At 42.9% G+C, this 19,965-nt stretch carries 16 protein-coding genes; 4 read left to right on the forward strand and 12 right to left on the reverse strand.

The window, feature by feature from the left end; genetic code table 11:
* The first annotated feature begins 446 nt into the window (after positions 1 to 446).
* On the forward strand, positions 447 to 671 hold the full coding sequence (locus tag L634_RS0111410) for a hypothetical protein (protein WP_026582568.1): 225 nt from the start codon (positions 447 to 449) through the stop codon (positions 669 to 671).
* Positions 672 to 1,053: 382 nt separating this feature from the next.
* On the opposite strand, the gene L634_RS0111420 is transcribed toward L634_RS0111410, so the two are convergent.
* From L634_RS0111420 to L634_RS0111440, 4 genes are all read right to left on the reverse strand, one after another.
* The gene (locus tag L634_RS0111420) at positions 1,054 to 2,409 is read right to left on the reverse strand and encodes an aspartate aminotransferase family protein (RefSeq protein ID WP_198029752.1); all 1,356 of its coding nucleotides are present in this window, start codon (positions 2,407 to 2,409) and stop codon (positions 1,054 to 1,056) included.
* A 180-nt stretch (positions 2,410 to 2,589) separates the two neighbouring features.
* On the reverse strand, positions 2,590 to 3,813 hold the full coding sequence (locus L634_RS0111430) for a M20 family metallopeptidase (protein ID WP_034262555.1): 1,224 nt from the start codon (positions 3,811 to 3,813) through the stop codon (positions 2,590 to 2,592).
* Positions 3,814 to 4,059: 246 nt separating this feature from the next.
* Positions 4,060 to 5,529 carry a sodium/pantothenate symporter gene (panF, locus tag L634_RS0111435; RefSeq protein WP_026582571.1) on the reverse strand — a complete coding sequence of 490 codons (1,470 nt, stop codon included), beginning with the start codon at positions 5,527 to 5,529 and terminating at the stop codon, positions 4,060 to 4,062.
* A complete protein-coding gene (locus tag L634_RS0111440) occupies positions 5,526 to 5,816 on the reverse strand; it encodes a YhdT family protein (RefSeq protein ID WP_026582572.1) in 291 nt (96 codons plus the stop codon). The genes panF and L634_RS0111440 overlap by 4 nt, the downstream gene beginning before the upstream one ends.
* A gap of 337 nt (positions 5,817 to 6,153) precedes the next feature.
* Here L634_RS0111440 and L634_RS0111445 point away from each other — a divergent pair, with 337 nt between their 5' ends.
* On the forward strand, positions 6,154 to 7,356 hold the full coding sequence (locus tag L634_RS0111445) for a PucR family transcriptional regulator (protein WP_026582573.1): 1,203 nt from the start codon (positions 6,154 to 6,156) through the stop codon (positions 7,354 to 7,356).
* 349 nt (positions 7,357 to 7,705) lie between these two features.
* Here L634_RS0111445 and L634_RS0111450 read toward each other — a convergent pair whose 3' ends face one another.
* The 8 genes from L634_RS0111450 to L634_RS31025 form a co-directional block, all read right to left on the reverse strand.
* Positions 7,706 to 8,536 carry a sugar phosphate isomerase/epimerase family protein gene (locus tag L634_RS0111450; protein WP_026582574.1) on the reverse strand — a complete coding sequence of 277 codons (831 nt, stop codon included), beginning with the start codon at positions 8,534 to 8,536 and terminating at the stop codon, positions 7,706 to 7,708.
* Entirely contained in the window at positions 8,533 to 9,516 is a 984-nt protein-coding gene (locus L634_RS0111455; protein WP_026582575.1) for a DUF6005 family protein, read from the reverse strand. Before L634_RS0111455 ends, L634_RS0111450 begins: the two co-directional genes overlap by 4 nt.
* Positions 9,509 to 9,787: a petrobactin biosynthesis protein AsbD gene (gene asbD, locus L634_RS0111460; RefSeq protein ID WP_026582576.1), complete on the reverse strand. Its 279-nt coding sequence runs from the start codon at positions 9,785 to 9,787 to the stop codon at positions 9,509 to 9,511. Before asbD ends, L634_RS0111455 begins: the two co-directional genes overlap by 8 nt.
* Positions 9,784 to 11,019 (reverse strand): AMP-binding protein, encoded by a 1,236-nt coding sequence (locus L634_RS0111465; protein WP_026582577.1) that lies wholly within the window; start codon positions 11,017 to 11,019, stop codon positions 9,784 to 9,786. The genes asbD and L634_RS0111465 overlap by 4 nt, the downstream gene beginning before the upstream one ends.
* A gap of 1 nt (position 11,020) precedes the next feature.
* Positions 11,021 to 12,754: an IucA/IucC family protein gene (locus tag L634_RS0111470; RefSeq protein ID WP_026582578.1), complete on the reverse strand. Its 1,734-nt coding sequence runs from the start codon at positions 12,752 to 12,754 to the stop codon at positions 11,021 to 11,023.
* Positions 12,726 to 14,552: an IucA/IucC family protein gene (locus L634_RS0111475; RefSeq protein WP_026582579.1), complete on the reverse strand. Its 1,827-nt coding sequence runs from the start codon at positions 14,550 to 14,552 to the stop codon at positions 12,726 to 12,728. Before L634_RS0111475 ends, L634_RS0111470 begins: the two co-directional genes overlap by 29 nt.
* A gap of 148 nt (positions 14,553 to 14,700) precedes the next feature.
* On the reverse strand, positions 14,701 to 15,648 hold the full coding sequence (locus L634_RS0111480) for an ABC transporter substrate-binding protein (RefSeq protein ID WP_026582580.1): 948 nt from the start codon (positions 15,646 to 15,648) through the stop codon (positions 14,701 to 14,703).
* 516 nt (positions 15,649 to 16,164) lie between these two features.
* Positions 16,165 to 17,712 (reverse strand): helix-turn-helix domain-containing protein, encoded by a 1,548-nt coding sequence (locus L634_RS31025; protein WP_026582581.1) that lies wholly within the window; start codon positions 17,710 to 17,712, stop codon positions 16,165 to 16,167.
* Between the two features lie 136 nt (positions 17,713 to 17,848).
* Between L634_RS31025 and L634_RS0111495 the strand changes: the two genes are divergently transcribed.
* Together L634_RS0111495 and L634_RS0111500 are read left to right on the forward strand one after the other, a co-directional pair.
* Positions 17,849 to 18,883: a FecCD family ABC transporter permease gene (locus L634_RS0111495; protein WP_026582582.1), complete on the forward strand. Its 1,035-nt coding sequence runs from the start codon at positions 17,849 to 17,851 to the stop codon at positions 18,881 to 18,883.
* Positions 18,883 to 19,914, forward strand: a complete 1,032-nt coding sequence (locus tag L634_RS0111500; protein ID WP_026582583.1) for a FecCD family ABC transporter permease — start codon at positions 18,883 to 18,885, stop codon at positions 19,912 to 19,914. The genes L634_RS0111495 and L634_RS0111500 overlap by 1 nt, the downstream gene beginning before the upstream one ends.
* The last annotated feature ends 51 nt before the right edge of the window (positions 19,915 to 19,965 follow it).

Here is a 19,965-nt window from a genome sequence, read left to right on the forward strand (position 1 = left end):
CAGGGAAGCTTATTCAATGTCCTGCGGGAAGTGAGGGAAGTGGGAGACCCCGCAGGCGAAGCCGAGGAGGCTCTCATTCCTCCCCGCTGACAGCTTGAGTGCCCGTAGCGGAAATCAACGGGCAGAATTTATAAGTAAGACAACAATTTATGAGAAAAGAGCCTTTCTCTTAAAATTCTACGATATTATTATATTTCGCTTTCTGACATTTATAGATCAGCATTTCATTCGCCAATTTTTGCGGTTTCCGGGCAGACTAACACATCCTTATTGTGACGGCCTATAATACATGATATAAAGATAAACCGCCCGCCATCCATCTATCTAAATCGAAATCTTGTGATAAAATATGACAAATTATCCATATAAAAGAACTGCTGAAATCCTTATAATGGTATTAAGATTTTTCATTGGTTATGCCCACCCAAAGAAGGGAGCTGCGAACGATGCCAATAGACCATACAAAAAACATGCTTGAAACGTTAAAGTATTATTGCGACAGCGAAATAACCCAAACGTTTTCTAAAAACCAGACACAAATTTTGTCTGTCTGTTATATGAAAGAGTCTCGCTTATTTGAGATTACTTATAAAGAAACTTTAATGACTGAAACCTATTCTACTATTGATTCAGCTGCAGCTGCGATTGAGGAAGCAATTAGAAATCATTGACCTCACTTTTTCCCCTTAATTTCTTCATCTTTTATCCCTGTACAAAAAGACGCAGCATAACTGCGTCCATACTCATTTAATCAAACGTTTGATTAAATGTTTCTCTTATTAAAAACTACTGTACAGCTTTTTCAACCTGAAGCACTTTCTTGATTTCCCTGCTGTCTTTTGCCAGAATGTCTTTCACGTTTGGACCAAACAACACCAGTGAAGCCTCCATCTCGATCATATCGGCAGATTCCCTCAAAACATCCGGTAGTCCACCTCGCTTCGAACAGTGAAACCATCCCTTATCCGTTTTACTCTAACTAGATTAATATTCCTAAAGCCCTCTTGTTTTGCCGCCCTATGAACAAAGCTCTGCCGTTTTAGGAAATTAAGTTTAAATGCTAACCAAGCTTTCCTTAATAGTGCTGACAATGAAAGAAAAGTCACTCTCTGTAATGCTTAATGGAGGTGCAAGCTGTAATACATTAGTAAATCCTGCAACGGTATCACCGTTTTTTCCAATAATGAGTCCTTTTTCTTTACAAGCATTAATTACTTTGTTCACCTTTTCAATTGCTGCTGGTTCTTTCGTTTCCTTATCTTCAACCAGCTCGATACCTATTAGTAAACCTTTCCCGCGAACATCACCAACATTTGGGTGCTCTTTTACATCTTCAAGTTCACGTAAAAGTCTTTCTCCCAATTGTTTTGAGCGTTCAATTAAGTTGTCGTTTTCTATAATTTCTAAATTCTTCAAGGCAAGAGCACAAGCTGCAGGATTTCCTCCGAACGTATTTACATGGCGGAAACGATTATACGCATCGTTTCCTGAGTACGCCTCAAAAATCTCTCTTTTAACGGCTGTTGCTGATAGTGGGAGATATGCGCTTGTAATCCCTTTCGCCATTGTAATAATGTCGGGTTTCACGCCATAATTCATAAATCCGAACGGCTTTCCAGTCCTGCCGAATCCGCATATCACTTCATCACAAATAAGTAACGCACCATGCTTTTCACAAATCTCTTTCACTTTTTTCATATATCCATCTGGAGGTATTAAACATCCTCCTCCTGTAATAATCGGCTCCATAATCACACCGGCAATGGTTTCACTAAGCTCCCATGTCATAACACGGTCAATCTCTAGAGCGCTTTCGAGTGTATGAATATCATTGGGATTTCGATAAATATCAGGTGGTGCAACATGAATAAATCCTTGGCCTAATGGTTCATATTTATATTTTCGTTCAGCTTGACCAGTTGCCGCAAGAGCTCCCATTGAATTGCCGTGATAAGCTCGATAACGGGAAATAAATTTATAGCGTCCGTGACTCCCAGTTTGCTGGTGATATTGACGGGCAATTTTAAACGCCGTTTCATTCGCTTCCGACCCGCTGTTAGAGAAGAAAATGACGTAATCATCACCAAGCCATTCATTTAATTTTTCCGCTAATTTTATTGCCGAAATATGACTTTGTGTTAAAGGATAATACGGCATCTCTTTTAGTTGTTCAAATGCTGCTTCCGCAAGCTCTGTCCGGCCGTACCCAACATTTACACACCAGAGGCCGGACATACCGTCTAAATATCGATTTCCATCAATATCTGTTAACCAGGCACCTTGAGCTTTTTTTATAACTAAATTCGAGGAGCTTGGGGCAGATCCCCTCATCGCATGCCAAATATACTTTTCATCTTTTTTTTGCAGTTCTTTTGTTTGTTCGGTCGTTTGCACAAACATCAGCTCCATTTAATCTTTTTTATCAGGCATCATCTTCACCTGTTTCAAATAAAATTCGGAGTTCCGCGGAAAGCTTGAAAAGAAAACGTTTCACCATACTATTTCAGTACTGCAGCAACTTCAACGCTACATTCATCACCTCAGGTCCCATTTCGTCTCCTGGTAAAACAGCAATCTTAAACTCTTTCATTACTCATCTCTTAAAAAGTTCAAGGCTGCTGTCCGATAAATTTCTGTCGTTTCTGCGAGCTCTTCTACATCGACATATTCATTAATATGGTGCGGTATTTCCCGATCCCCAGCTCCAATCGTAACAATTGGTATCCCCGCTAGATGGAGAAACGTTCCATCAGTTGCACCTGGAACACCGTTATAGATAGGCTCTTTTCCTAATACGTCCTTGACAGCTTTTGCAACAGATTGCACTAATGGGTTTTCTTTATCTGTTAATGTCCAAGGCCTATCTTTAATCACTTCAAAATCTGCTTTAAAAAAAGGATCCTCTTTTTCCAGCCGATTAAAGATTTCTTGAATTTCTTCCCGTAACTGCTGATGATCCTGACCTGGAACGGTTCGAATATCCAATGTTGTCATACATTGGTCTGGAACTACATTTATTTGTGCATCACCGTGGACAGGTGATTTTATGATGGTCGGTGTAATACTTGGCCACCCTAACATTGGGTGATTGCCAAGGCGCTCCTTTTCACGAGCTTCTAGGCGTTCAAGCTCACAAATTAATTTAGCCATTCTAGTATTTGGGTTTATTCCACTTAATGGGATCGCCCCATGTGCCATTTTCCCATGCACATGAATGACAACCCTCATTGCCCCTTTCTGCGTAATGCAAACTTGATTTTCCTCTGGCTCACAAATGATTGCTCCATCCACCCCATCTGCCCAGCCTCTTTGAATAAAGTGCTTAATACCAATCATCATTCCTTCTTCGTCACACGGAATGCACAGGATAATTTTCCCGGAAAAATCCTCCTTATCTTGTAACAAGGAGTGGACAGCCGTAATCATACAGGATAAATTTCCCTTCGTATCATTTGTCCCTCTTCCATACATTCTTCCATTTACAATCTCCGCATCGAAGGGATCGTATTTCCATGCACTTCGATCCCCTTCTGTTACAACATCTGTATGTCCTTCAAACAAGAGAGTTTTTCCCTGCTTACCTGAATCGATAATCCCGATTACATTTGGTCTGCCAGGCTCTACTTCTTCCACATGAACCTCAATTCCAAGCTTTTTTAAATAATCAGCTACAAAAAGTGCTACTTTTTCTTCGTTACCACCTTTTTCACCAGGACGATACACACTTGGAATTCGAACTAATTGTTGAGTTAATGAAATGACGGCTTCTCTATCACGGGCTTTTCGTTCTTTAATAGAAATAACACGACTCATATAATCATTCTCCCTTCGAATTGGAATAGAAAGTACTAAGCTACAAGTTATCCTTGTAGCTATACTGTTGGTTTTCCACTATTTGATTGAAGCGGAAGACGTGAGACTTCTCTGGGAAAAACGGGTCAAAAGGAGATCCCACAGGCGCACTAGGCCGAGGGGACTCCCATCTCCCCCCGGTAAAAGGCGAACTTTTTGAACGGAAATCAACGGGCAAGTTGAAAAAAGTCTATTTTCATAATGACGTCATATTCTTTTTGTTTGCTCGGAAAGATTAGAATTTAATTGACCCATAACGCTTTTATTTGTGAGGGAGCTAACCCCAATATAGGTGATAAAGGATAGGACAATTGGCAAGACGACCGTATGCATTCCAAATGCATCCGGTTTGAATGTGTGGAACAAAATAAAGGAAATAACACCGATAACCATCGAGGATAAAGCACCATGCTTATTCCCTTTTTCCCAATAAAGTCCCATAATAACAGGCCAAATGAAGGCTGCTTCAAGACCTCCAAAGGAGAATAAATTTAACCAAATTAATAAATCAGGAGGGCTTAACGCCATTAGGAAAACAAGAATTCCGAGTATCGTTGTGACTGAAAAGCTCATCGACTTTACCCGCTGTTCTGATGCATCCGGTTTCATATAGTTTAAGTATACATCCTTTACGACTGCAGAACTTACAAGTAATAAGAGGGAATCAACAGTTGACATAATAGCTGCCATTGGTGCAGCAAGAACAATTCCAGCTGCCCAAGCCGGGAGCACCTCCATCGCAATCATTGGCATAACTTTATCCCCAACTTCAATACCAGGAATAATCGGCCGTGCAAATACTCCAATTAAATGCATTCCCAGCATGATGAAGCCGACTACAACTGTTCCAATAATAATCGCACGATGCATCGCCTTTGAGTTTTTATAAGCCATTGCGCGGACCGTTACTTGCGGTAAAGCAACAACCCCGACACCAACTAAAATCCAAAAAGAGGATACATATAATGGCGTTAATCCCCCATCTTCTCCATAAGGGGTAATCAAATTTGGGTTTTCCTTCGCTAAATCTGTAATTATATTCCCAACTCCACCGCCGGCAATAATGGTCGCAATTAATAAAATGAGCGTTCCGAAAAACATCACAACTCCTTGAACAGCATCCGTTAACGCTACAGCACGAAACCCGCCGATAACAACATAGATTAATACAGATACGGCAAAAATGACAAGAGCGGTCGTATAGTTTAACCCTGTTAAGGATTCAATAAGCCGTGCACCGCCAACCCATTGCGCAGCCATTGCCGAAAATAAAAAAATAATAATACTAAAGGCTGAAAATAAGACAACCCATTTGCTGTTATAGCGAGATTTTAAGAAATCAATCAAAGTAATCGCTTGATATTTCCTCGCCATAATCGCAAACTTCTTTCCTAGTACCATTAAAACAAAATAACCTGTTGCTACTTGAGCCATTGCAAGCAAAACCCAGCCTAACCCCTTTGTGTAGGCAACACCTGGACCGCCGATAAAACTGCTTGCACTGCCATATGTAGCAATCATCGTCATCGCTAATATGAACCCGCCTAATTCACGTCCGCCTAAAAAATATTCCTGTAAAAAAGAGTTAGATGACTGAATTTTTTTACTCGCCCAAAATCCAATAAAGAAAATGATAATCAGAAAGATACAAAGGGGAATAATGACTTCCCAGCTCATTCAGACTGTCCCCCTTCTGCTTCGTCCTCAAAAGGGACTTCCTTAAACAATAGCTTTACAGCTGCAACAACTAATACAATCATTAGAAACAACCCTACAACACAGCTATAAAAAAACCAAGCTGGTAATCCAAAAACATATCCGTACTGCTCAACTGGATTAGAACCCATACCGTACGCAAATCCGTACCACCAAATAAAATTAATCAAAACTAACCCAACACCAATGAGTGCTTCTTTATTTGCAATTTTATAGCGAGCATCAGTGTTTTGTATTTTCGATTTCAATGTAGTTCCCCCTTCTTTTTGCTATCAGCTGTTTTATGAATAGCATGTGCTATTTAAAACCATAAAAAGTTTAATTCTTAAAATAGAAGATTGAATAGATGCTTCCTAATTTAAATGTTGGTCTGCACAATCTACACGGGAGAGAAATATAAAGTTGTTAGATTTATAAGGTTATGTATATAAGAATTTATCAATTATGTCCTCCTTCCCCATGTATACGGTACAATAATTACAGAATATTTTAAATATATAGTATAATAAAACCGCTATTATTTCATTAGACATGCTATGAATTTTTCATCGATTCAATTGGACATAATGTCTAGGAGGGATCAACATGCCGTTTAAAGATAGTGTGACATTACGCGAACTTCTTAATCGGTCAAAGTTTCAAGGAGCAAAAATTATAACTGGTCTAAATAGTATTGATCGAAAAATAAAGTGGGCACATATTATGGAGGTTACAGAGGTTGGAGAGCTCATTAATGGCGGAGAGCTTATTTTAACAACTGGTATAGCATGGGCGGATTGCCCTGAAAAAGGGGTTCACATGCTTTCGCAATTAATTGAGCAAAATGCTGCAGCATTATGTATTGAATTACATACATATTTACGAGAGGTACCTGCAGAAATGGTAGAACTAGCACATCGTTTTCATTTTCCTATCATTATTTTTGAAAGCCAAGTTCGCTTTATCGATCTAACAAGAGAAGTATATGAAATTCTTCACTTTCCTGATTTGAAACAGCAACTAAAGGTTCTGTTTGATAAACTTTGGAACCACACTTTACTAGAGATGGAAAATAAGCAAACATTATATGAATGGATTCCTGACTATGCCTATTTACCGGGAGTTCCATCGCTTATCGAGGGTCATAATCAACTCACCGTCCTATCAGCAATTAAAAAAGAAGCCTGGAAGTTTTCAATAAGTGTATTGTTCACCTACATTGAAAAAATGTCTTGTTATTTCATTTTCTTTTTTGACCAAAAACACCAGATGGACAGCTTTAAAACACGAATTACTTCATTAATTAACAATCACCAAACCGAAGCAACTAATATACTTTTTGGCAGCTTTTATAAAGAATCTTCACAACTTCCTCATTCTATCTCTACATTAAAAAAAGCATATGAAATTACGCAATACTTGAATGTAGCAAGTCCTGTTTTTTACACGGATTTACACAAAGAGAAAATTCTTGCTTCTATAATTAAACAAGGGGAATTGAGAGAATGGATGAACGAATATTTGTCTCCGCTTATACAGCATGATCAAAAGCATGAGTCTAAATTAATGGAAACACTTGCAGCTTATTTTACTTATCAAGGAAATAAAAAAGAAACTGCTCAAGCATTATTTATTGTTCGCCAAACCTTGTACCATCGGCTGGAGAAAATTAAGCAATTAATTGGTGATGATTTCATGTCTTCACAAAAGAGGGCGATGTTAGAATTATTAATAACTGGATACTTTTCACAGAAGGTTCCCCAACATGCTCCAAAGATAATTGCCTTTTCACTAGAAAATGATTTGTAATCCCATTGTCAAAGAAAAGAGAATTTACGAAACTGAAAAAATATCACTTTAGAAAGTATATTTATAATCGAAGTCTTATTTGTGTTGCCCACAATTGAAAAAGTGGGATGAACTTAAACAAAACGAAGTAGAAGCAGTTAAGGAATAAAGAAAAAATATCTTTTATTTTGGTAAAAACCCTAGAATTATGAAAATATATCCAGCAAATAAAATCTGACTCAAAAGAGCCTTCATTCAACGACCTTTTGAGTCAGCCTTTATTATCCTTTACTGTACCTGAAATATCTAACCAAAGCTGGCCAATTCTTTTTCAATCAAACGTTTGATTAACTGTTTCTTTTATTACATTCTACTGTACAGCTTTTTCAAGCTGAAGCACTTTCTTGATTTCCCTGCTGTCCTTTGCCAGAATGTCTTTCACGTTTGGCCCAAACCACTCCAGTGAAGCCTCCATCTCGATCATATCGGCAGATTCCCTCAAAAACGTCCGGTAGTCCACCGCGCCTTCGAACAGTGAAATCATCCCTTCCCGGCTTCCAGCTGCTGCATACACATTATTAGGGGCAAACACTCCAAGCTGGGAGCGTGATTCAATATTTTTAAAATGAAAATGCGAAACATATGGCCGCAGCTGTTTTAGCGCATAAATGGGATCCACTCCTGATTCCCATATATGAAGGACATCAAAATTGACACGGAGTGCTGGGTGATCCGTTTCTTCAAGAAGCTGAAGAGTGGAAGACGGGTTGTCTGTTAATGTATTCGGGTGCGTCTCCACAAGCAGCGTTTGCCCCTCCGCTTCTGCTATTTTGCAGAGCATCTTCATACGGGAGACAAGCTCAATTCTCTCTAATCTGCTGATGTCCGCACTTCCTTTGCTCCCGGCAAAAGTTCTGATTTTCTTCGTTCCCCAGCGATGTGCCAGAGCACATAATCTTTGCATCTCTGTCATTAAAACAGGGATAGGCGCATCCAACGGCAAATAGTCGCTCAGCATGCTCGTTTCCAAATTGTATGAACTCAGCCATTCACTGCCATAATGGATGTCTTCGGCAAGATTTTTCGCATGAACTCCCCATAGTTCAATCCCCTGGAACCCGTGTGTTTGTGCAAAGTGGGCGATTTGGTCAATTGACTGCAGATGATGCCGGAATGAGATCGTACAGAGAGATAGCTTCATAGAATTGCCTCCTTTATGTTTTGGGATTGCTGCAGTTTGGACCAAGCCTCAAAGCTTTTCTGCAGTCCCCGCTTGATTTTAAACTCAAGGATATTCTGTTCTTCCAGTTTTGCAGCGATTTCTTCCTTTAAATGCATGTTTCCAGTCATGGCAAGCTTCATGGCCCGGTATTGGATTGCCGTATAGCCTTTCACAAGCCGCTCGATATCATCACACCAGGCTTCAAACCCATCCTCATCATATCCAAGCGCCTCCCAGAAAAAAGCAAAAGCATGTTCATATGCATATTTCCGGATGGCGAGAACTGGAAGCTCTCTCAAAGCCCGTGTCAGCCCTGACAATGGATACTTCTCTTCTCCGGAAGTATGGAGATTGATAATCTTTTTAACAGCATCTGTCATTGGGTTGCAATCAAGCTTGATGCATGTGTTAAAATAGGCTTCAACTGTTTCTGCAGATGGCGGAATGATAGTCGATGCATCAAAGAAATAGCCTCCTTCTGCAGAGGGATCCTCAATGGCAGCCAGTATACGCTCTTTTGGAAGTACCCCTTCCCAGCGAAAGTCCGGGTCATACATAAACCATTCCCCTTCATTCTCCGTCATTTCCAGCATGACATAATGCGGAAATGGGGTTTGATGAAATTTATTCTCCCGCTCAGGAAGCTTTGATAAGTCCAGCATGACCATTACATATTGATGGGGCTTCTTGCTTTCCAGCAATCTCAGCATTTTTTTCATGTTTTCCTGCTTGCTTTGCTTTTCGTCATACCATTTATGAAGCTTGATGCCATAAAGCATTTCATACCATTTATGAAAAAAATCGTGGTCGATCCGCTTGGAGTGATAGGTCAAAACCCCATTCTCCAGCACATCGAAATCGGCATCCCATACACCAAAATAATAAGGTCTGTGATCGGCATTATCTGATTTTTTTACTGCCTCGCACACACAGCTTACAAAGCAATGAACTTTAATCATGGAATCCCTCCGTTACAGCTGGCTTCTGCTGGCGTTCCAGAAAATCTGCCAAACTTCCTACCGTCCGGAAATCCTTTGGCACAAGCATTTCATCCGGAATATCGAAGCCAAGATCCACTTCCAGGTGAAGGATCAGCTGCAGGATCATGATGGAATCCATATATAAATCTTCATTTAATCTTGCATCTTCATGAAAAGCCGCCATCGAAGGCAGCTCTAATTGATGCTGCAGAATATCGTAGATGATCTGTAAGATTTCTTGTCTTGTCATGCCAGCGCTCCTTCTCCCAGCCTTTTTCGGCTGATCTTGCCGTTCGGCAGCTTTTCGATTTCTTCCACCTGCATAAATTCCATTGGTACTTGATATGGAGCGAGATAATCCCCGCACCATTCCCTCAGTTCCTGCTCTTCAATAGGTTCGGAACAGACGTACTGTGCACATACCCTTTCCCCTGAAAGCGGATGAACCTTTTTATAGACAGCCGCCTCTATTATTCTTGGTTCTCCCATCAGGACGTCTTCCACCTCTTGCGGATACACGTTCAAACCCGCAACATTAATGGTGTCATCCATTCTTGCCAGAAATGACAGGACACCGTCTTCTAAATATCCAAGGTCCTTTGTGTTTATCGTTTTCTCGGAAGCGCGAATGATGATTTCACGGGGCTGCTGTTTACTTCCAGCCTCAATTTTTACGTGTGGAAGCGGATAGCCCATTTCACGTGCGTCGCTCACATCCGGGTGAATGGCCACACATCCTGCTTCAGAACAGCCATATTGCTGAAGCACGCGGTTTGAAACCTTCTTTAATGATTCCAGCCAGCCAGAAGGCATGAGCGTACCTGATGTCATCACAGCGTCAAGCCGCTGGTCATCACGGATTAGGCGCGTTAGGGTATGTAAAAGGGCAGGAGCTCCGTAGAGAATATGTTTGGGGCGCTCTTTCAGTTTTTTCAGCACGTATTTAGGGTTCATGTTCGTCAGAATAACCGGTTCTGCTCCACGCCTTAAGCATGCAAACACCCCGCAAATCAGGCCATAGGAGTGGGTAACCGGACAGGCAACGACTGAGGCAGTATGATGATCCACCGGCAAGACAGAAACATAGCTTTCAAGCTCAAGCTCGATTGAATCCCAGGAACGTTCAATACATTTAGGTTCTCCGGTCGTGCCTGAACTCATTTGCACGAGTACACCCTCCTGTGCATTTGTTTGCTCTGAAAGATGGATCGGCGAGTCGATATTCCCGTAGAGCAATACATGGCTTCCAGCCGTATTAGCCATCCGGATTGCCCCTTCTTTTGGTACAGAAGGATGGATTGGAACGATAGATCCCCCTTTTCTACGCACAAACAAACATAGTGCCAGCCATTGAAATACATCCGGCATGCAAACGGCCAATCTCCTATTCCGGCAATCTTTTAAATTTGGAATATTTTCAAATTCAGTGTACTGTCTTTCAAGATCATCCAGTGTGTAGTACTGATCATTTACAAAAAACATCTCAATTCTCCTTTTGGTCATTAGCTAAAGAATTTGTGACAAGATGGCGAAACCCGCCAGGCTCTTCTTTTCTGATTTTCCTTTTTACGAGCGACTCGGCATAGATCATAGGTGCTGCAGGCTGAAGCAGATAATTTCGGAATATCAGTTCCGGATAGCAGCTTAAGTGATCAGCTATTTCTTCACCTGTAAGCGCCCAAAACTTCCTCTCGCTGTAGCCATACTGCTCTTCGAGTACGAAAGACAGTTCAGATAAGTGAAAAACAAATAAGGTATCCATCACAAGCTCTCTAAGCGCTTCAATGGAAGACATCCAATAATACTGGTCATTCCTGCCCTTTTTAAACTGCTCATGAATACTTGCAAAATCAGGAACCTGGCTGGGATCTGCCAAAAAGTCATAATGATATTCCATACTGTCATGAAAATCTCTAAGAGCCACACGGGTAGGCCAGCCATTTTTATGGAGAAGAATCATATTCTGTGCATGCGCCTCCACTGCAATGCCATGGGCTGCAAGCAAATGCCAGACCGGCACCACACTAACCTCTATTAGCCTTTTCAGCCAGTTTTCAGTACCATAGCGCTTCAGCCAATCATCTATAAACGGTGAACCATCCCGCTCCATTAAAGGCAGGGCAGTAAAAGGTACAGCTTCCTCTCCATCTTCCATATACAGCCGGATACTTTCTCTCCAATTAGCTCCAAGCTTGCAGCGGGTTTCCTCCTCTTGAGGCTGATAGGCAATTCCTGCGTATTCCTTCAGAACAATCAAAGAGGCTTCCTCCTTTAAAAACGGGTCTCCCTTTACCGTATCCGAAATCCATTTGGAGATATGCGGTGCAGCACAAATGGCATGTGTATCCAAAGTTCTTAGCGATGAGGTATTCACCATATTCATTGATAGTTTTAAATGAGCCTTTTCAGGATTTGTCACGTTCCAAAGTGTTCGGACCGACTGGGTTGCCCGATAAGAATCCCCGCTGTTTTTCAAAAGAACAATATCTCCTTTGTCCAGCTCAGCTTTTGCATTTTGCACCTGCCAGGGATGGATCGGCAGAAGGGTGTATTCTTCAAAGGTTTTGCCGCTTTCATGCAGCTCAGCCAGCAGCTTCCCAAGCATAGAAGGCCCAATCTCCCTCTCCCAGAAACTTTTCTCATCCTCCAGGAGTGCGATTTGGCTAAGCTCCCGTCTAACAGCCGCCCATTGCAGTGTAAAAGACTGCCTTGCCTCTGGGCCAAATGCAGCATGGTCTCCAAGCGTAAATCCAGTCCTTGCCTTAAAGGATGGATGGTAAGGATGCCCTTCCCAAACTTCAGACTCCAGTTCCTCATAGCTGAATGTTCTCCTGGAAAGGGACGGCATGAGATGAGTTTCATTCCATTCACTCAGCTGAATGGTTTGCTCAAGCTCGCGAATAAGCAAGCTTCTTTTCTCCGGGTCAGGAGCAAGGTCTTCCGCCAATTCCTTGATATTGGTTTCTGCCCACAAGCCATCGTGGTGCACTGAGCGTATGCTTCCTTCTTTTAAGCGCACACGGTCAAACGCAGCTATTCTTCCCTCACAGCAGTAAGTCCGATGGTATCCGAAAATAGTAAAGTTTAATAACGGATCATCTGGCCGGGCAGCCGTTTTTTCATAATCCATCAACCCTTCAAAAAGAACGGCTTCCATTAGCTGTCTGATCACTCTTCTTTCAACTTTCTTAGACGACAGCGGATGCAGCTTCTGCATAGTTCTCCTCCTTCATCACATTGGCAAAAGGATTTGGGATATAGGTATAAACCGCTTGTTCATTCTTCGCCATCAGCTCATCAACATCATGAAAACGGGTTAACAGGTTCGCTTTATAGGCCAATTTCTCTGATTGGAGGATATGGCGGATAAATGCTTTCCCCTGTCCGGACAGCTCCCTTTCAAGCTGGCAAAGCTGGGCCCAGCACCATTCCATCAAACAGTCTTCACTGATAAGACCATCCTGCCCCAACCTGCAAATCACCGAAAAGAGCTGATTCATAAACAGATAATACGTAAACCGTTCCTGAATAAGGGCATCCTCATAAAATAACTCCGGGCACCCTTCCAGAGACGGCAGCAGTTCGCATAAAGCCTCTCTATGAAAATTTGATAGATAATATCCTTGATTATCGCGATAATAATATGCTTCCGGATATCCGGATGAAAGATCCAGAACGCTATTTTGCTGATGGGCCTCAAGCGCAAGTCCATGTTCATCATATAAACGGATAAGAGGCTCAATCGAACATTTCCAATACTTTTGGAACCAATCCAGGCATACATCCTGGGTTTCCCGCCGCTCCGATAATGCCAGTCTTTCAATAGTCCGCTGCAGCCTTGAGCGTTCTCCCGGCAGAGGATCCTGCACCAATGCAGCGATGGAGCTAATCCCTTTATCCTCTCCTCCCGGAAATGGATTAGTTCGAATAATGACTTCGAATCCCGATTCTTTCTGTCCGGGAAATTCAGCTGTTATATAGGCGGGATCATCAATCATCCGGAATGCCGGATATTTTTCTGTAAAGCGGAGTTTTTCCATTAATTTCGCCATAGCTGAACCTGCCTTCAGTTCATGGAACCGATTCGTTCTTAACGAATTCGTGATTTTCACCGGAACGGAAAATTTGTACATCCATTCTTCTTCCGGATTATATACGGTCCTGATTGAAGAGGTTGCTGCATAGGAAGCTCCTATTGGTCCAAGGTCCTTTATTAGGTTCTTTTCTATTGCCTCTCTGACATGATCCTGCTGGAGCAGCCATTGAGCCTGAAGAGGGTGCATTGGAATGAGACAGTCTTTTTGCGGGACAGTAAGCTGAGGCAGCGACTTCTTTAATGAATGGAAAATAATTTCGCTGGCACTTTTCTGGTTATTTGATTCTTCTCTCAGCAGCTCCCGGTTAATTTGGAAATAGTGAAGCTGAAAGCGTCCCTTCAACTCAGGTGCAAAGTTTGGATGCTGCCAGCCTGCCATCCCTTGCCTGCTTTTCGGTGTAGGATGGAGCCAGTGGCCAAACAAAAGCGATTGTTCTGCTTCAATGAAAGTACTTTCTTCGGAATATAGGCTGTCTTTATCATCCATTCTTTCTTCAATATACGACGCCATTGTCTGATAGCTTTCAATCAGCCTAAGAACCAGCTCATCAAAATGGGATGCAAGCTCATGGCACCCATTTGATTTGGCCATTAGGTGCAGCTCTTGGATCAGCGAAATCATCATCGGCAGCCTGTCCTGAAGAATCCATTCCCGCCTTTTAGAACAATATTTAAGGGCGCTGCCGATCACATGCCTGCCAGTTTGTGATCGGTAAGTCACTTCAACAGCAAACTTAACGGACTGCCCTGGAAGTTCAACCTCCACAACTGACTCGCCGGAAAGAGGCATTGACGGCTGCTGCTCTCGAATCCATTCCTCCTTATCCATCCAATGTCCGCAGTCAACTTCTCTTAAGTAACTATTTATAAAAGCTTGAAACGTTGCATTTTCTGCAATTTGTTTGGCTGAATGATGCATAATTCCATCCTTTCACCGAGTCTTTAGACCTAGTAATTGATAACCATTCTCAATGATAGTTAAAAGATTTGATTCCTTTCCAGGAAAGGAACCAGTTTTAATAGAAGAGACAGGGCTGCATGCAGATCCCAGTCTCTCCTCAAGAAATTTATTCGCTTAATAGCAAGGACTCAATCTCCTTCAATCCTTTTTGGCGCTCAATTGGATCCCAGTATCCCCAAGTGGTAGTAAGCGTATGTACGTTGTCATTCTGAACAGCTTTCAGGCTTTTCCAAACCTCACCCTGTGTAACAGAATCATAGAACTCTCCACTGTTAAAATAAGATACATCAAGGATATGGTCGGGATTATACTTCGCTAATCCTTCAATTGATATGTTTTCGCCAAAATCCTCAGGCAGATTCTCTGCCGGGGTTAGCTTCAAATCATCAAATAATAAAGAATTAGTTGCATGGTTTGTACGTCCGTAAACGCGAATATCTTTTTTATTAATCGCTACTGCCATGAATGTTTCATCACCCATTTTTTCACGGACGCGGTTTCCTATATCTTCAGCTTCCTTCTCAAGGTCTTCAATGACTTTCTTTCCTTCTTCAAGCTTACCTACAGCTTCCGCTACTTTCAGATGGTCTTCCTTCCAATCTCCGCCCACTTCTACAACAACAGTTGGAATCGTTTCGGACAGCTGTTCATAAAGAGGCTTATAACGATCACTGATGATAAGCAAATCGGGATCCAGCTTCACAATTTCTTCTGAATTGATTTCATCGGCATAAGGCAGCGCCTTCACACCTTCCAGCTCTTTCGTTAAGTGCGGTGGAAACTCGTTGTCATACGCCATCACCGCGTAAGGCTTTACCCCGACAGATACAAGTGAGCCTTCCCAGGAAACATGGGACAGCAAAACAACTTTCTTCGGTTCTGCAGGCACTTCTGCTTTCCCGTACAGATGCTCAACAGTCCTTGTTTCCTCCGATACCCCCTTCTCCTCCTTTTCAGCTGCTTCTGTAGAGGCTTCTTCCCCTTTTCCGCAGCCTGTTAAAATAAGTAAAAATAACATGAAAACAATGCTCAAAGGAGCAAAGATATTCTTCATGGATTGTTCCTCCTAAACAATAATGATATTCATTCTCAATGATAATCGTTATCACGATAATTGAACATGGACTTTTTTAACTTCTTCCATGGACAAAAACAACTATTATTTAACATCTTTAGAAACTTTTTGGAAATTCAGCAAGTTAAAAAAGCTACTATATCTGTCATGAGCTGCCAGTAGTTTAATTTTTCCTTTTACATTTTTTAGGTTTATTCGGGATATCGGTCAATTTTTCCGATATAATCGGTAAGAATTAAATTTTATCGGTCACTTTCTCTAAGATATCGGTCAATTCTTTAATATATCGGTCACTCCGCATTGCACCAGCTTTTTGACAATGACATAGTGCTAATAGATAAAAGAAGCCAGCTGCATACTATACAGCTGGCTTTCTCTGCTAATCTTCCACTTCGTTCTTTCTTCTGTTATTTCCTCAAAATGGGCTCCTATCATGAATAATTCCACTATCTAGTAACATACATTCATATTTTACTATCTAATTTCCGCTATCTATTAAGCTTTTAGTTTCGCATCAAGCAGATTTCCCTTAAACTCCTCAAGCAATTTCTTCCTCCCAATAGGCCCCCACGGATCCCACTCATGGCTTTCAGGATAATAGACTTCTCCCGTTTGGACAGCCCGAATCCTATTCCATTCAGGAGTATGGGCAGCCCTCCACACATCCCTTTCATGGCTCCATAAAATGAGAAGCTTGTCAGGATTCAACTCAGCTACTTCTTTCAGGCTCACACTCCGATAGCCCTCAGCATGCAGATCAGGATGTGGCTGGAATCCGAGACTTTGAAAAAGCAGATCAAGTAAGGCGTGTCCCCCCTGTCCATAAAGGCGGATTTCTCCCTGGCGGATCCAAATAACTGCCCATCTTCCTTTTTTCGTAAATGGACACAGCTCATCACGCACTTTGCATTCCAAGCAGTGAATATCTTTATCTATGCATTCGGCCCGGCTCTCACAGCCTAACATCGACGCTATTTCGTACAGATAATGGCGCCAGTTCAGTTTCAAGGGCATATGATGAACGTTCCCCTGCTGTGAGAGCAGCACGTTTTGGAGCCGGTGGTTATGTAAAGGAGTTTTGATGATGCGATCCGGCTGGGTCATTAAAATATCCTCCGGCTGAAAAGGCTTTTCAGCATTTAGCAGCATGGTGCCTTCCAGTTCTTTTTGAAGGTAGCTCGGCACACCGCCGCTTGCAGGATAGACGGTTGGATAGGATGGCGCTGCAACCGGCTGGATTCCCATCGAGAGGAGATGGTCCTGTAAAAACAGCTGGCTGACAACAGCAATTCGCTCCTTGGCCCTTTGCATAAAAACAGATGGCGGCAAGCCTTCTTTGCTTTTAAAAAGTCGGCTGAAATAAAACTCATCCTGCAATCCTACCTGCATTGCTACATCCTTTGTGGTGATTCCCTTTTTTTGAAGCATCAGCTTTTTAGCGGCCTTCATCCGTTCTTTATTCAGAAATTCTTTCGGAGTCATTCCGGTTCTTTTTCGAAAAGCTCTTGAAAACGCAGCCGGGCTCATGTTTGCTTTTGAAGCTAACTCTGCCACAGTGAGAGGACGGGATAGACTGTTCCGGATCAGCTCCACCGCTTCTTCAATTCTGTCTACTTCTCCCTCATCTGTCAGGTAAGACAGCATATTCCAGAGATGAGCCTGGAATCGGCACTTTGCTGATATGGATTTTTCTTTATTCCATTTCCTCAATTCCTCCCACAAGGGCACCATTTTTGCCGGCGCTTGGTCAGCAAGCTCGCCGGAAAGGAACCTGGACAGTACATCATTCTCCTTTGGCCATGAAAGTATATGCACAGATAAAAGGTCTGAAGAGGCCGAGGTGAGCAAGCCGGCACCCGGGAGAAAATAGCTTTTTCCCCCTTTTGCCTTGAGCTGTCTGCCCTGGGTAATAAGCGTGCCTCTCCCGGATGAAATATAAAGCAAATAAAAACAGCTGCACTCTTCATTGATAGCTATGGATAAGCCTTTTCGCAGGTTTGATATGGCAATTTTATAGGATTCAATAGGATGATCTCTCAACATATACGGGTAGGTACTCCCTTCTTTTTCCTAAATATGAATTGACAAAAGCTGTGAAAGGATAGTAGATTAATATCGATTATTTATAACGATAACGATTCTCATTTTCATTTAAAAACATAGAAAAGGAATGATTATCATGGCTAAAACTGCTGCTGACATAACCGAACCATTGCCTCCCGTCCGCCAAAAATCAATCAAATGGGGACTGGCCGGCATAGTGATGGTACTTTTCGGATTGCTCGTATCTATTGGGCTTGGGGCAATATGGATTTCCCCCTCCGTTGTCCTGGAGTCTTTTGTCTCCTTTCAGGAAGGGCAAATTGAACATCAGCTCATCAGGGAAGTCCGGCTCCCGCGTGCATTGACAGGGGCGCTTATTGGTGCCGCCCTCGCAGTAGCAGGCACCATAATGCAGGGAATCACACGCAACCCGCTTGCCGATCCCTCCATCATCGGAATAACACATGGGGCCGGGCTTGCCATCGCTATTGCGCTTGCCTTTATTTCAAGCGGATCCTACTGGGTTCTTCTTGCTTGGTCATTTGCAGGTTCTGCTGTTGGCGCAATCCTCGTACTCTCTTTTTCAATGCTTTCTAAAGAGCGGATTTCACCTGTAACTTTAACACTGGCAGGTGCAGCATTAAGCACCCTGTTCAGTGCGCTTTCAACTGGCATTGCCCTTTATTTCCAGGTGGCCCAGGATTTAAGCTTCTGGTTTGCAGGCGGATTATCAGGGACAAAGTGGCGGCATGTCTTTATACTGCTTCCTGCTGTTATAGCTGGCCTGATGCTGTCCCTTTGGATCAGCCGCTCCCTGACCATACTGGCTTTGGGTGAGGAAGTGGCTGCAGGACTGGGGCAATCTCAGCAAAAAGTCCGCTGGATCGGGCTCATCGCGGTTGTTCTATTATCCGGGGCAGCCGTCTCCATTGCCGGTGCTATCGGATTTGTTGGCCTCGTCGTTCCTCATATGGTCAGGCTTCTAATCGGATCGGACTACCGCCGGCTTATTCCGTTAAGCGCCATTGCGGGTGCCCTCCTCCTGGTTATCGCGGATATCGGGGCACGAATGATTAATCCGCCATTTGAAACTCCGGTCAGTGCCGTAACAGCCCTAATCGGTGTTCCCTTTTTCTTATATCTGTCCCGAAGAAAAAGGGGGTATTTGTAATGGATTGGAAACAAGCGTTGCTCCGTTCCAAACCCTGGCTTGCAGCCTTTACGCTTCTCATCATGGCAACTTTTATATTAAGCCTGTCAACGGGCGTGATGCCAATCGGATTCACGGAATTAATACATACTCTTTCAGGCAGCGGCACCCCAAAGCAAGAGCTTGTTCTTTTTCAGCTAAGACTGCCCAGAATGGTCATTGCCATGCTAATCGGTGGTGGACTCGCTCTCTCCGGCAGCATTCTTCAGGGGCTATCAAGAAATTCCCTTGCTGACCCAGGCATTCTTGGTATTAACGCTGGTGCTGGATTGGCAGTTGTCTTTTCCATCTACCTTTTTGGACAATCCAGCGGAAGCCTGCTCTCAAAACCTTTTTTCCTTCCTGTCTTTGCTTTTATTGGTGCTCTTGCCATCGCGGCGCTGATCTACCGATTTTCATGGAAGGAAGGAATCGATCCGGAACGGCTTCTGCTCGTCGGCCTTGGATTTAATGCATTATGCGGTGCTTTGCTGATGATCCTGCAGCTTAAGATGGATCCAAAAGACTTTCAGCAGGCGGCCATTTGGCTGACAGGAAGCATCTGGGGAACTCAATGGCCATATGTATGGGCATTGCTGCCATGGATTATAGTTCTTATCCCGGCTGCCTTTTTTAAAGCCAGAACAATGAATCTTCTGCAATTCAAACAGGAAGTCCCAGTGGCACTTGGCTTAAAGGTTGAGTCCGAACGCCGCTTGCTCCTTTGTCTTTCCGCAGCACTCGCTGGGGCCTGTGTTGCTGTAGGAGGCGGAATTGCTTTTATTGGCCTGCTTGCTCCCCATCTGGCACGGCGTCTGTGCGGTCCCAATTATTTCAGCAGCCTGCCATTGTCAGCGCTAATCGGGGCAGCACTCCTGCTCATCGCAGACATGATCGGGAAAAACCTCCTGGCCCCTGCCGATATCCCGGTCGGAATTGTCATCTCGGTCATCGGCGCTCCCTACCTAATTTTCATGCTCCTCACCCGAAAAGGGGCCGGAATGAAAGTTTGATAGGTACAGGAAAATCACAAAGAACCATTGAAAGCAAAAAAATGCCCATTC

The organism is Bacillus sp. J33, from assembly GCF_000518885.1.
Classification (GTDB): domain Bacteria; phylum Bacillota; class Bacilli; order Bacillales; family Cytobacillaceae; genus Cytobacillus.